Source organism: Mesorhizobium sp. B2-2-3 (assembly GCF_006442405.1).
In the GTDB taxonomy this organism is placed as follows: Bacteria; Pseudomonadota; Alphaproteobacteria; order Rhizobiales; family Rhizobiaceae; genus Mesorhizobium.
Genome location: NZ_VFWC01000002.1, coordinates 519799 through 532029 on the forward strand (window position 1 = coordinate 519799; position 12231 = coordinate 532029).

Below are 12231 nucleotides of genomic sequence, written 5' to 3' on the forward strand. Positions count from 1 at the left end.
GTCAGGGATGTAGCCGCGATATCGGCGGGTTTCAACAAAAGGCCGCGACGTCCCGAGATCCCGGATGTCGAATGACATCCTGACATTAGTCATCTCCGGGATGACATCCGCGCGTCGGCGTCCTATGTCTGCGGCGAAAGATGGAGAGATGCGATGGCGGTCGAAATCGAACAGTTCATGTGCCGCAGCGACAATTTCGGCGTGCTGGTGCATGACCCCAAAAGCGGTCAGACCGCGCTTATCGATGCGCCGGAAGAAGCGGCGATCCTGGCTGCGGTCAAGCGCACCGGCTGGACGCCGACGATGATCCTGACCACGCATCACCATGCCGACCATGTCGAGGCCAATCTGGCGCTGAAGCAGCGCTTCAAGCTGCGCATCGTGGGTCCCGAAGCCGAAAAGGCCAAGATTCCCGGCATTGACGACACTGTCGAGGACGGTTCGATCCTGCATCTCGGCGAGGAGCGCATCGAAGTGATCGCCACCCCCGGCCACACCGCGGGCCACGTCTCCTATCACCTGCCGGCATCGAAAGTGGCGTTCACCGCCGACACGCTGTTCGCGCTCGGCTGCGGGCGGCTGTTCGAATGCAAGCCGCCGGTGATGTATGGATCCCTGAAGAAGCTCGCGGCACTGCCTGCCGCGACCGTGATCTATTGCGGGCACGAATACACGCTCGCCAACGCCCGTTTCGCGCTGAGCGTCGACCGGACCAATTCGGCATTGAAGGAACGCGCGGCAAAAATTGAAGCGCTGCGCGCCGATAACAAGCCGACGCTGCCGACCACGATCGGCGAGGAATTGTCGACCAACCCTTTCCTGCGCTGGCACGATCCGGCAATCCGCAGGCATCTCGGCATGGAGAAGGCGTCGGATGTCGAGGTTTTTGCCGAGGTCCGCAAGCGCAAGGATAATTTCTAGGCCAAGCGACACTGGTCGAAACCATGACGAGTTCCGCAGAAATCATCGCCATCCTTGGCATGAAGCCGCATCCGGAAGGCGGCTGGTACACGGAAACCTTTCGCGACGGTGGCGGCGGAGCTCGAGGCCACTCGACGGCGATCTATTTTCTGCTGGAGCAGGGCCAGGTTTCCGCCTGGCATCGCGTCAGGGATGCAGCCGAGGCCTGGCACTTCTACGCCGGCGCGCCGCTGGCGCTGTCGATATGGGAAGAAGGCGGCCCAAAGGCTAACCGGGTGATCGAGCAGGTGCTCGGCATCGAGCTTGCGGCCGGCGAGCGGCCGCAAATCGTCGTGCCGGCGGGCTGGTGGCAATCGGCGCGCAGCCTGGGCGAGTGGACCCTGGTCGGCTGCACCGTGGCGCCGGGCTTCGACTTTGCGGCGTTTGAACTGGCGGAGCCTGGTTGGCGGCCTAAACAGCTCTGACCCAGCCGGAAACCCTTAGCGCAGCAGGAAACCAAGCGTGACCACGAGCTGCGCGGCGTAGTAAAGCACCCAGACCGCCAAACGCATCCAGGCGCGATGTGGCGAAATGGCGGCCGCCAGGAAGCGTTCCGTGGCCAGCAGCGCGTCGGACGCCATGAACAGCACGGCACCGCCGATAACAGCGGCACTGCTCGTCGTCAGCGCCGAAATGCCCATGGCGAGGATGGCCGCGACATAGCCCGCGATCGGCGCTCGCAGGGCCGGGCCGACGCGGCGCCACAGCGCCGCCAGCATGAGAATAACGAATACCGCCATCGCAAGTGCGATTGCCGCGCGCCAAGGTTCGGCCCCCAGCACTCCCATCCCCCCGCCGCTGCGCAGGAACAGCACGACGTAGACGATATGCGCGGCGAGAAAGCTGCCCAGCCCGCCCAGAAACATCTTTTCGCCATCCCGCGACAGGAAGGCGTCGCCGATGGCGCTCAGCGCAAGAGCGGCGACCAGTAGCAGCGGCCCGCCCTGCATCGCCGCCAGCACGGCAAGCATGGCCACGGCGAGCGTTTTTGCCGCCGAATGGGCGAGCGTCGGCGCCATGCCTGATGTGAAGGCGTAGACAACCGCCGCCACCAGCGAAAAGATCAGCGTCGCATTGGCGTTGGCGTCGATGCCGCCTGGAAACGGCATCGTCACGCCCGGGCTCCGCCTTCGGATGCACCGGCTCCGCTTTCGGAAGCAGCGGGCTTGCGCAGGAACAGCGACTTTGCCGCAAGTGCGGCCCCCCCGGTGATGAGCACGCAGGCCGCGACAATGCGCAGCGACGGCTCGGCGACGCCGGCCGCGATCAACACCAGCGTCGACAGGAGCGGCGCGGCATAGCTTGCCGCGCCCAGCACCTGGATATTGCCGCGCTTGACGCCGACATCCCAGGCATAGAAGGCTGCCCCCACTGGCATCAGGCCGAGCCCGAGCACGGCAAGCCATTGCCCGGCACTCGCGGGCAGCACCGTCTCTTCCAGCGCCAGATGGCAGGCAAGCGACAACAGCGCGGTCGCCGCGCAGAACCAAGTGACGATGCTGGTCGGCACTGACGGGAAACGCCGCGACAGGAGCGAATAGGACGACCACAGCACTGCGCACACGGCAGCCATGGCGTAGCCAAAGGCGTAGCGCGCGTCGAAGGCGAGGCCGCCGCCCTTGGTGACGATGAGCACGGTGCCGGCAAGGCCAAGCAGCGCGCCCACGATATGGTTCCAGGCCAGCCGCTCGCCCGGCATCAGCGCCGAGCCGAGCACGATCAGCAGCGGCCACAGATAGGCGATCAGACTGGCCTCCACCGCCGGCGCGTTGCGCAGCGCGGTGAAGTAGAAAAAGTGGTAGCCGAAAAGGCCGGCAATGCCGATCACCCAGACCTGGCGAGGTATCCTCTGGCTTTTATCCGCGGCCGGCATGAAAAGGCGCGCGAAAAGCCCGACCCCGGTGCCGATCGAGAAGGTGATCGCCGACAAGAGGAACGGCGGCACCTTGCCGGATGCGTCCGTAAGCAACGCCAGCAGCGCCCACATGGCGACGGCCGAAAAGCCGATCAGTGTCGCGCGCCCCATTCTGTCTCCAGCGGCGCGCGTGGCGCCTTATTGTATTGCTTCGAAACGCCTGGCGCTGATGATCAAGGTGCCGATCTGCGTCCCGACCGTCGCGCGGATCGGCGCATATACCCCGGTTTGGCCGAGCGGCGCAAATGTCACCATTATGCGGCTTTTGTTCTTGAGGTAGTTGAGCGCCTTGCGGCCCTTGCGGTAGCCCGCCACCGGCTCGAAACCCATCCGGCATGTGACCGTGTCGCCCTTGTAGCCGGGCACCGAGATCGACCCTTTTGAAGCGTAGCTCAGCGTCAGGTTGGCGCGCATCTCGCCGTCATACAGCCTCACGGTGCGGCCGCAGACCTTGTCGAGGCTGCCGGCATGGATGACGGTTGCCGCCATCGGATCGAGCACCGATGCCAGGTCGCCGGCGCCAAGCGGCACCCAACTGTCGGGATCGCGCTTTTCCGGCGCGGGAACGACCGTCGTCGAGATGACGTTGCCATTGGCAAAACGAATGTCGATGGCGGAGGCTTTCTTGCCGGAAGTGTAGTCCGCGCGGAACGCCTGCGGCACCATCTTCTGGCCCGAAATCGTACCCTTGGACGAGATCGTGCCGCGCGTGTCATCGAACAGCTTGGCGAGACCAGCCGCGGAAACGCTGCCGTCGATCGAGTAGACGCCGTTCTCATAATGGCTTGAAAAGCTTGATTTCGCGATAGAAAGGCCGAGAAACGACACTGTGTATTCGCCCCTGAAGGACTGCGGCGAGGCGGCCGTCGCGGCCGACGGCAAGGCGACGGCCAGCGCGGCGGCAAGGGCATGGGGCAAGCGAAGCATGGCGCGATCGGATCCTTGATTTCAACCGGAGGCGGACAACTCCGGTCTGGCATGTCCCTATGGAACCGCTTATACGACGAATTCCGGCCTTAGTATGAAATGCCGCTGGGCCCAGGCTGGAGCTTGACGCATGGGCGAAATGCAACTATGGAACGCCAACTTTTTCCATAAGGCCGCTTGACCAGAACCGCGCGCCACCCGGCGTGGGCACGAAGGTTTGGCAGGTCCCCGAGAGAACTGAAGGTTAGAACCATGTCCCGCACCTGCGAACTCACTGCCAAGGCAGTCCAGACCGGCAACAATGTGAGCCACGCCAACAACAAGACCAAGCGTCGCTTCCTGCCGAACCTCGTCAATGTGACGCTGATTTCGGAAGCGCTGAACCAGAATGTGCGCCTGCGCATTTCCGCCAACGCGCTGCGTTCGGTCGAGCATCGCGGCGGTCTCGACGCCTTCCTGGCCAAGGCTGACGTCAAGGAGCTGTCGCAGCGCGCGCGCCTCTTGAAGAAGCAGATCGCCAAGAAGCTCGCCGAGCAGGCTGCGGCGTAATACCGTTTCAAGGCGGGGGACAACCGCCCTGGCCAACCTCTTGTTGGCCTTGGACATCGGGTCGCCGTCCGCAAGGCGGTTTCGGAAATCCGATGCTCGAACAAAGCGAGCGCGATCCGGTTTCGGCATGACGCTCCGCTGGTTCCATTACCCAGGATAAAAAAATGACTTCCTTCTCGCGATACCTGCCCTTCGTGGCCGCCATGGCGCTTGTCGTCGTGGCATCGAATATCCTCGTGCAGTTCCCGATGCAGGGTCGGATTGGCGGCTTGTCGCTGGCCGACCTGCTCACCTGGGGCGCCTTCACCTACCCGTTCTCCTTTCTAGTCACCGACCTTGCCAATCGCCGCTACGGGCCTGCCGTGGCGCGCCGGATCGTCTTTGTCGGCTTCATGACGGCGGTGGTCTGCTCGATCTTCGTGCCACCCTTCCTGTTCCGCCATGGTTTCATCGAATTCGAGACCGCCGCCGACCGGCTGGTGCGCATCGCGGCGGCGTCCGGCGCGGCCTTCCTCACCGCGCAATTGCTCGACGTGACCGTGTTCAACCGTCTGCGCCGACAGAGCTGGTGGCGGGCGCCGATCGTCGGCACGCTGGTCGGCTCGGTGTTCGACACCGTCGTGTTCTTCAGCGTCGCTTTCTCCGCGGCTTTCGCCTTCGCTGGCCCAAGCGACAGTTTTGCGCTGGAAACGGCGCCGCTGATGGGCGTGCTGCCGGTCGAGGCCATGCGTTGGGTCTCCTGGGCGCTTGGCGACCTCAGCGTGAAGCTGATCATCGCCGTCGTGGCACTGATCCCCTATCGGCTGCTCGCCGCCCGCTGGAGCCAGCCGGCTGTTGCTGCGGTCTAGGCCGTGATTCCCTGGATCCAGCTGGACTCCGCGAAAACCCCGGATGGCGCGCAGGAGCTTCGGCTCAAGCGGCGCGGTTCCGAATTCTCGATCATGCTGGGCACCAACGAGTTGATGAACAGCCGCCTCAGCGGCTCGGAAGAAGCGTTGGCCAGGCTCTCCTGTCAGAGGATCGCCGGCCGCAGACAGCCGAGAATGCTGATCGGCGGCCTTGGCATGGGTTTTACGCTGCGCGCCGCTCTCGCCGAGTTGGGCGAGAATGCCGAAATCACTGTCGCGGAGTTGGTGCCGGCGGTCGTCGCGTGGGCACGAGGGCCGATGGCCGAGCTGTTTGGTGGCTGTCTCGACGATCCGCGCGTCATCGTCCGGGAGGCCGATGTCGGGCAGTTTATAAGATCCCGGCCCGCGGTCTGGGACGCCATCCTGCTCGATGTCGACAACGGCCCGGACGGCATCGTTCACAAATCCAACGACGCGCTGTACAGCCTGCAGGGCCTGGCGGCAGCGCGCACCGCACTGAAGCCCGGCGGCGTGCTTGCCGTGTGGTCGCAAGGGCCGGACAGCGGCTTCACCCGGCGGCTGAAGCAGGCAGGTTTCGCGGTCGAGGAGGTGAGCACGCGCGCCAACGGCAAGCGCGGCGCGCGTCATGTCATCTGGATCGCCACCAACGGCTCGCGACCCTGAGCGGACGCCGTCATTTGATGAATAGCCGACCAAATCGAAGCCGGCGTTGAATACCTTCAACTTCAGCTTCGCAGCTGGAGCGCCAAATCAGTCCTGGTGCAAAATGAATTCCAGGTAGAGATTGCGCTGCAGGATCGAGTGGTTGTCGTCGGAGATCAGCGACACCATCAGCGCGCCGTCTTCGCGCTTCCAGACGTCGAGCCCTTCCATATTGTCGATCTGGTAACCCATATCGGCTTCCAGCAGCACCGGACCGTCGGCGACCGCGCCCTTCTCGACGGTCTCGCCATCAATGCGCCGCAGCCGCATCTTGAGGCCTCCTGCCATCGTGAAACTGCGCTCCAGCAGCAGAAGGTCGCCATCCGGCAGGAAAGCCCCATCGGTGATATCGAAATCGCCGTTGCGCTTGACGGTGAAGACGCCCTTGTGCGGACCTTCGATGATGGCGGCATAGATGTTGCCGGCCTTGTCCAAGCTCTTTTCCGACACCACGACCAGGCCACCTTGGTGGCGGCCATTGGCATTGGCGTGGGTGACGGTCTCGAAGCCTCGGTTCCGGCGCAGCTCCCATGCCGGAACCAGGAAATCCATCTGCCTGAACGGCGCCTTCATATCGTAGGGGCCAATTTTGAACTGGGCGACGCGATGGTTGCGCTCGAAACCCACGGTGGCAATGCCGTCCTTGACGGAAAGCCCCTCGGCATCGACTTCCGATTTCTCGTCGATCGGCTGGCCCGATGCATCGACCATCTGTTCCATGCGGAAGTCCCCGATGCCTGACGGGCGCTTGTCCGCATCATGGGTCACGGTGCCGAAGAACCAGAATCCGGTATCGGCGACGCCGACGAAGTCGCGACCGCCTTTCAGGAAACGGAAGGCCGACAGCGCGCCGAAATCGCGCGACGGCGACGTCATCTCCAGCCCGCCGACGAATTCGAGCGGACCGAATTGCTTGTCGGCACGGCCTATACGGAATTCGGTGATCGGGCGGGCCGAGACCTCGACCGGTTCAACCGAGGTCGCGCCGGCCGAACTGGATGGCACCGGGGCTGCACCGGCAAACAGGGCGATGGCGGCGAAAAGTGCTTGTCGAAATCCGCCGTGCGAAAAGATCATCCGGCGCGCCGCATGCCGCCGCGCCGCGTATCGCGTGCGCTTTCCTCGGCGAACAGCGAAGCCAATTGCTCGGTCATGGCGCCGGCCAGTTCCTCGGCATCGACAATGGTGACGGCGCGCCGGTAATAGCGGGTGACGTCATGGCCGATGCCGATGGCAAGCAGCTCGACCGGCGAGCGCGTCTCGATCAGTTCGATGACGGCGCGCAGATGGCGCTCGAGATAATTGCCCGGATTGACCGACAGCGTCGAATCGTCGACCGGCGCGCCGTCGGAGATCATCATCAGGATCTTGCGCTGCTCTGGCCGGGCGATCAGCCGGTTATGCGCCCACAGCAGCGCCTCGCCATCGATGTTTTCCTTGAGCAGGCCTTCGCGCATCATCAGGCCGAGATTGCGCCGTGCCCGCCGCCAGGGATGGTCGGCCGACTTGTAGATGATGTGGCGCAGGTCGTTCAGCCGGCCCGGATTCGGCGGCTTGCCGTCCTTCAGCCACTTCTCGCGGGCCTGCCCGCCTTTCCAGGCGCGCGTGGTGAAGCCCAGAATCTCGACCGAAACGCCGCAGCGTTCCAGCGTGCGCGCCAGAATGTCGGCGCAGGTGGCGGCCACTGTGATCGGCCGGCCGCGCATGGAACCCGAATTGTCGAGCACCAGCGTCACCACCGTGTCGCGGAATTTGGTGTCGCGCTCCTGCTTGAAAGACAGCGGCTGCATCGGATCGATGACGACGCGCACCAACCGTGCCGGATCGAGATAGCCCTCCTCCAGGTCGAAATCCCACGACCGGTTCTGCTGCGCCATCAGGCGGCGCTGCAAACGGTTGGCCAGCCGGCCGACGACGCCGGACAGGTTGGCGAGTTGCTTGTCGAGAAAGGCGCGCAGCCGGTCGAGCTCTTCTTCCTCGCAAAGCTCCTCCGCCCCCACCGTCTCGTCGAAAGCTGACGTGAAGACCTTGTAATCGATCTCCTTCGGAAGGTTGGTGAAAGGGTTGTCGTTGCGGCGCGCCTCACCGGGCGTCTCGGCATCGGCATCGTCGTCGTCGGACAAATCGTCGGCAGTGGCGTCGGAGGCTTCGGTCTCGGCCGACTGCTCGTCGTCAGAGGAAGCCTCGGCATCCTCGGACTGCGACTGTTCGGAGCCGGAATCGTCCTCGCCGCCTTCCTCGCTCTGTTCCTCGCCTTGCGGCTGGTTATCGTCATTGTCCTCCGAGTCTTCGGTCTCCTGCTCGTCGCCGAGTTCCTCGGCCATTTCCATGGAGGCGAGCATTTCACGCACGACGCGGGCGAAGGCCTGCTGGTCGTCGAGCTTGGACGACAGCCCGTCGAGGTCGGCGCTGGCCTTTTCCTCGACCCAGGGGCGCCAGAGCTCGACCAGCCGCTCGCCGCTCTTGGGAATCGGCCGGCCGGTCAGCTTCTCGCGCACCATCAGCGCCAGCGCCTCCTCGATCGGGGCGTCGGCCTTATCCTTGACGTCGACGAGATTGGCCTTGGCGTATTTGTCCTCCAGCATCGAGCCTATATTGTCGGCGACCCCTTGCATGGCGCGGCTGCCGATCGCCTCGACGCGCGCCTGTTCGACCGCGTCGTAGATGGCGCGGGCCGCCTTGCCTTCCGGCGCCAGTCTGCTGTGGATGCGCACGTCATGGCAGGCGCGCTTGAGCGCCATGGAATCGCCGAGGCCGCGGGTGATGGCTATGTCGGCCTTGGACGCTTTCTTGGGCAATTCCGGCAGCCGGGCGCGGCTGCCGGCGAGCGCCGGGCGGTCCTTGGCGAAGCCGACTTCCAGCTCCTTGTCGCCGGCGATGGCGCGCATGCAGACGGTGACGGCGCGCTTGAAGCTGTCGGCTTCAGAGCCCGTCTTCGACTTGTTGCGCGTATTGTCGCCCGGACCCGCCATCGAGGCTCTGCTTAGCCCAGCACCACATTGGCGGCGCTCTCCGGCAGATCCTCGCCGAAGGCGCGCTGGTAGAACTCGGCCACCACCGAGCGCTCCAGTTCGTCGCATTTGTTGAGGAAGGTCAGCCGGAACGCCATGCCGATATTGCCGAAGATCTCGGCATTCTCGGCCCAGGTGATGACGGTACGCGGGCTCATCACGGTCGACAGATCGCCATTGATGAAGGCCGAGCGCGTCATGTCTGCGACGCGCACCATCTTGTTGACGATGTCCTTGCCCTTGCCGTCGCGATAGTGCTTGGCCTTGGCCAGCACGATATTCACCTCATTGTCGTGCGGCAGGTAGTTCAGCGTGGTGACGATCGACCAGCGGTCCATCTGCGCCTGGTTGATCTGCTGGGTGCCGTGATAGAGGCCGGTGGTGTCGCCCAACCCGACCGTGTTGGCGGTCGAGAACAGCCGGAACGCCGGATGCGGACGGATGACGCGGCTCTGGTCGAGCAGCGTCAGCCGACCAGACGATTCCAGCACGCGCTGGATGACGAACATCACGTCCGGACGGCCGGCGTCATACTCGTCGAAGCACAGCGCCACATTGTGCTGGTAGGCCCAGGGCAGAATGCCGTCGCGGAATTCGGTGATCTGCAAGCCGTCCTTGACCACGATCGCGTCCTTGCCGACGAGGTCGATGCGGCTGACATGGCTGTCGAGATTGACGCGCACGCAAGGCCAGTTGAGGCGGGCCGCGACCTGCTCGATATGGGTCGATTTGCCGGTGCCGTGATAGCCCGAGACCATGACGCGCCGGTTGTAGGCGAAGCCGGCGAGGATCGCCATCGTCGTCGCCTTGTCGAAAAGATAGTCGGGATCGATGTCGGGCACATGTTCGCTGGTGACCGAATAGGCCGGCACCACCATCTTGGAGTCGAAGCCGAATTTGTCCTTCACCGACACCGTGGTGTCGGGTAGGTTGGCGATGTCGCGATCGACCTTGTTCATCTCTATCCACGTCTCCACGGGCGAAACGACTGATTTCGCCGGCAATCGATTTTCTCCGGGGGCGGTCTTAGAGCCTTTTCCACCCTTATGAAAGTTGGAAAACGACACGAACCGTTGGGTCGCTCAGCACAAACCCGCCTGCTTGAGCACGCGATAGGCCTGGAGCACATCGCGGAACCGGTCTTCCGAACCTCTGTCGCCGCCATTCGCATCCGGATGGTGACGCTTCACCAGTTCCTTATAGCGCGCCTTGATCTCCTTGCCAGTCGCCTTTGTATCAAGGCCAAGCGTTTCCAGCGCCTTGGCCTCAAGCGGCTTGGCCTTGCGCTCGCGCACCTCGCGGGGATCTTTCGGCCCCTTGAACAGGTCGAACGGGTCGCGCATCCGGTTGTAGTAGCCGGCGCGGCCGGAGCGCATCTGCGCCATATCGGGAGACGAGCGCGTCGAGGCGCCGTTGACGCCCATCTTCCAGGTCGGCCGATGGCCGGTCATCGCCTCCTTCTGGAAACGGGCGACCTCGGTGTCCGGAACGCCGGAAAAATAGTTGAAACCCTTGTTGTACTCGCGCACATGGTCGAAGCAGAAGCGGAAATACTCGCCCTCCTTCATGCGCCCGACCGGAGCGCGATGGGTGCCCGCCTCCTTGCAGCCATCCCACTGGCAGATCGGCGCGTGCGACTTCAGCTCCGCGTCCTTCTCCTGGCGGATGCGGATCTTCTCGAAATATTTGGGATACGGCTTCATCTAACCCATTTATGGGGCGTTCGCAGATGCGAAACAAGAATTGACATTTTCGCGATGATCGCCCTAACCGCTGAATCGCGGCATAAAGCAGGCGAAGGACCGATTTTGTTGAAGCGCGACATGCAACGAAGTCGGTTCGGCTTCCGCGATCCCGCTGGCGATATGTGGTGAAGGGAGACGGCAATGTCCATACAGGCAACCATGGAAGACAAGTTGAGCAAGGCATTTTCGCCGGAGCGGCTGGTCGTCATCAACGAAAGCCATCTGCACGCCGGCCATCATCATGTGGAATCCGGCCACCAGGCTACGTTCGACGGCACCGGCGAGACGCATTTCCGCGTCCGCATTGTTTCGCCGGATTTTGCCGGCATGAGCCGCATCGAGCGCCACCGCGCGGTCAACGCGCTTTTGGCCGACGAATTGAAGGCTGGCCTGCACGCGCTGGCGATCGAACCGGCGGCTCCCGGCGAAAAGACGCGCTGGTAGGCCGGTCCTCCTCGCTCCTCGCGGTGACGTTCAGAGCTCCGTTTCGATGCCGCAATCACCCAACCGCCGATTTCAGGAATGCCAGTGCCGCCCCGGTCAAGGCGTCGCCATCCTCGCCGAAATCGCGGTTGATCGACATGTGCGTATAGGCGCTGCCGTCGAACAGCGTCACCTTGGTGCCGGTGGCGCGCAAGCGCTCGGCGAACGCCTTGGAGTCCCCGTCCCGGCCCGAAGCGCCTGAGTAGGCGATGAAGGTCGGCGGGTGCTTGCGGCCATCTACATAACTGGCCGGCGACAACGCCGCCCATTGCGCGGGATCGGGGAAGGCCCGCGCATAGGCCCCCGCCATGCCGCCATTCCTGGAAAGCGCGGTGAGGTCATAGGCCCTGGTGTCGTCGAGAAGCAGCGCGGCGACACCCGGTAGACCGCCGCGCATGCCGGTCAGCGCAACGAGGTGGCAACCGGCCGAATGGCCCATGGCCACGATGCGCCTGGCATCGCCGCCATGCCGGGCAATGTTGGCGCGGACATAGGCATAGGCCTTTTCGACATCGTCGGCCTGGGTGGCGGCCTCCGCTTCGGGCAGCATGCGATAGTCGATGGAGACCAGGCAAAACCCGTTGGCGAGCAGGAAGGCCGGCTTCGCGTTGACCTGCGAGCGCTTGCCGGAGCGCCAGGCGCCGCCATGGACGAAGAAGACGACCGGCAATCCGCGTGCGCCATCCGGCGCATAGATATCGAGCTTGGCCGGCCCGTAATCGAAGGTTGTCGGCACGGGTTGGCGCTGGCCCCATGCGACCGATGTGCCCAATGGCAACATCGCCGCCGCGGAGACCAGAATAAGGCTTCGTCGATCGATCATCGCAATCTCCCGATCGTTGGGCCCGATATGTAGACGAGGAATGCCCGCACGCACCACGAGCATCCCGTTAGACTTGGGAGTGCTCAACGATCTGATTCAACACCGTACCAGCCGCATCAATGCACTCGCTTTGCCGTTCGGTTCACGAAATCGATATTTGCCCTTGACGGTCTCCTCTGGCCATCACCACCTGAGATATCAGACGAGCATTGTAACTGTGTGCTGTCCAAGTTCGATGCAGATACAC

14 protein-coding genes are annotated in these 12231 nt (G+C 63.7%); 6 read left to right on the forward strand and 8 right to left on the reverse strand.

Going from position 1 to position 12231, the window contains the following annotated elements:
* Positions 1-153: 153 nt before the first annotated feature.
* Entirely contained in the window at positions 154-921 is a 768-nt protein-coding gene (gene gloB / locus FJ951_RS05720) for a hydroxyacylglutathione hydrolase (RefSeq protein WP_140513899.1), read from the forward strand.
* Positions 922-944: 23 nt separating this feature from the next.
* Positions 945-1385 (forward strand): cupin domain-containing protein, encoded by a 441-nt coding sequence (locus FJ951_RS05725; RefSeq protein ID WP_140513900.1) that lies wholly within the window; start codon positions 945-947, stop codon positions 1383-1385.
* A gap of 15 nt (positions 1386-1400) precedes the next feature.
* On the opposite strand, the gene FJ951_RS05730 is transcribed toward FJ951_RS05725, so the two are convergent.
* The 3 genes from FJ951_RS05730 to FJ951_RS05740 are packed head-to-tail and all read right to left on the reverse strand — an operon-like array spanning position 1401 to position 3802.
* Positions 1401-2075 carry a lysoplasmalogenase family protein gene (locus FJ951_RS05730; protein WP_140513901.1) on the reverse strand — a complete coding sequence of 225 codons (675 nt, stop codon included), beginning with the start codon at positions 2073-2075 and terminating at the stop codon, positions 1401-1403.
* The gene (locus FJ951_RS05735; RefSeq protein ID WP_140513902.1) at positions 2072-2986 is read right to left on the reverse strand and encodes an EamA family transporter; all 915 of its coding nucleotides are present in this window, start codon (positions 2984-2986) and stop codon (positions 2072-2074) included. Before FJ951_RS05735 ends, FJ951_RS05730 begins: the two co-directional genes overlap by 4 nt.
* Positions 2987-3013: 27 nt before the next feature.
* Positions 3014-3802, reverse strand: a complete 789-nt coding sequence (locus FJ951_RS05740) for a DUF3108 domain-containing protein (RefSeq protein WP_140513903.1) — start codon at positions 3800-3802, stop codon at positions 3014-3016.
* A gap of 252 nt (positions 3803-4054) precedes the next feature.
* On the opposite strand from FJ951_RS05740, the gene rpmB reads away from it, so the two are divergent.
* From rpmB to FJ951_RS05755, 3 genes are all read left to right on the forward strand, one after another.
* Positions 4055-4351, forward strand: a complete 297-nt coding sequence (gene rpmB / locus FJ951_RS05745) for a 50S ribosomal protein L28 (protein WP_140500766.1) — start codon at positions 4055-4057, stop codon at positions 4349-4351.
* A gap of 164 nt (positions 4352-4515) precedes the next feature.
* On the forward strand, positions 4516-5199 hold the full coding sequence (locus tag FJ951_RS05750; RefSeq protein ID WP_140513904.1) for a queuosine precursor transporter: 684 nt from the start codon (positions 4516-4518) through the stop codon (positions 5197-5199).
* 3 nt (positions 5200-5202) lie between these two features.
* Complete coding sequence (locus tag FJ951_RS05755; RefSeq protein ID WP_140513905.1) at positions 5203-5883, forward strand: hypothetical protein; 681 nt, start codon at positions 5203-5205, stop codon at positions 5881-5883.
* Between the two features lie 87 nt (positions 5884-5970).
* Here FJ951_RS05755 and FJ951_RS05760 read toward each other — a convergent pair whose 3' ends face one another.
* The 4 genes from FJ951_RS05760 to FJ951_RS05775 all read right to left on the reverse strand — a co-directional run bounded on the left by FJ951_RS05760 (position 5971) and on the right by FJ951_RS05775 (position 10636).
* Positions 5971-6999: an esterase-like activity of phytase family protein gene (locus tag FJ951_RS05760; protein WP_140513906.1), complete on the reverse strand. Its 1029-nt coding sequence runs from the start codon at positions 6997-6999 to the stop codon at positions 5971-5973.
* Positions 6996-8894, reverse strand: coding sequence for a cobaltochelatase subunit CobT (gene cobT, locus FJ951_RS05765; RefSeq protein ID WP_140513907.1), 1899 nt, complete (start codon positions 8892-8894; stop codon positions 6996-6998). Before cobT ends, FJ951_RS05760 begins: the two co-directional genes overlap by 4 nt.
* A gap of 11 nt (positions 8895-8905) precedes the next feature.
* On the reverse strand, positions 8906-9892 hold the full coding sequence (gene cobS, locus FJ951_RS05770; RefSeq protein ID WP_140500761.1) for a cobaltochelatase subunit CobS: 987 nt from the start codon (positions 9890-9892) through the stop codon (positions 8906-8908).
* A gap of 123 nt (positions 9893-10015) precedes the next feature.
* On the reverse strand, positions 10016-10636 hold the full coding sequence (locus FJ951_RS05775; RefSeq protein WP_140500760.1) for a J domain-containing protein: 621 nt from the start codon (positions 10634-10636) through the stop codon (positions 10016-10018).
* A gap of 183 nt (positions 10637-10819) precedes the next feature.
* On the opposite strand from FJ951_RS05775, the gene FJ951_RS05780 reads away from it, so the two are divergent.
* Positions 10820-11122, forward strand: coding sequence for a BolA family protein (locus FJ951_RS05780; RefSeq protein WP_140500759.1), 303 nt, complete (start codon positions 10820-10822; stop codon positions 11120-11122).
* 55 nt (positions 11123-11177) lie between these two features.
* Here the strand turns inward: FJ951_RS05780 and FJ951_RS05785 are convergent, their stop codons facing one another.
* Positions 11178-11984, reverse strand: coding sequence for an alpha/beta hydrolase (locus FJ951_RS05785; protein WP_140513908.1), 807 nt, complete (start codon positions 11982-11984; stop codon positions 11178-11180).
* Between the last annotated feature and the right edge of the window lie 247 nt (positions 11985-12231).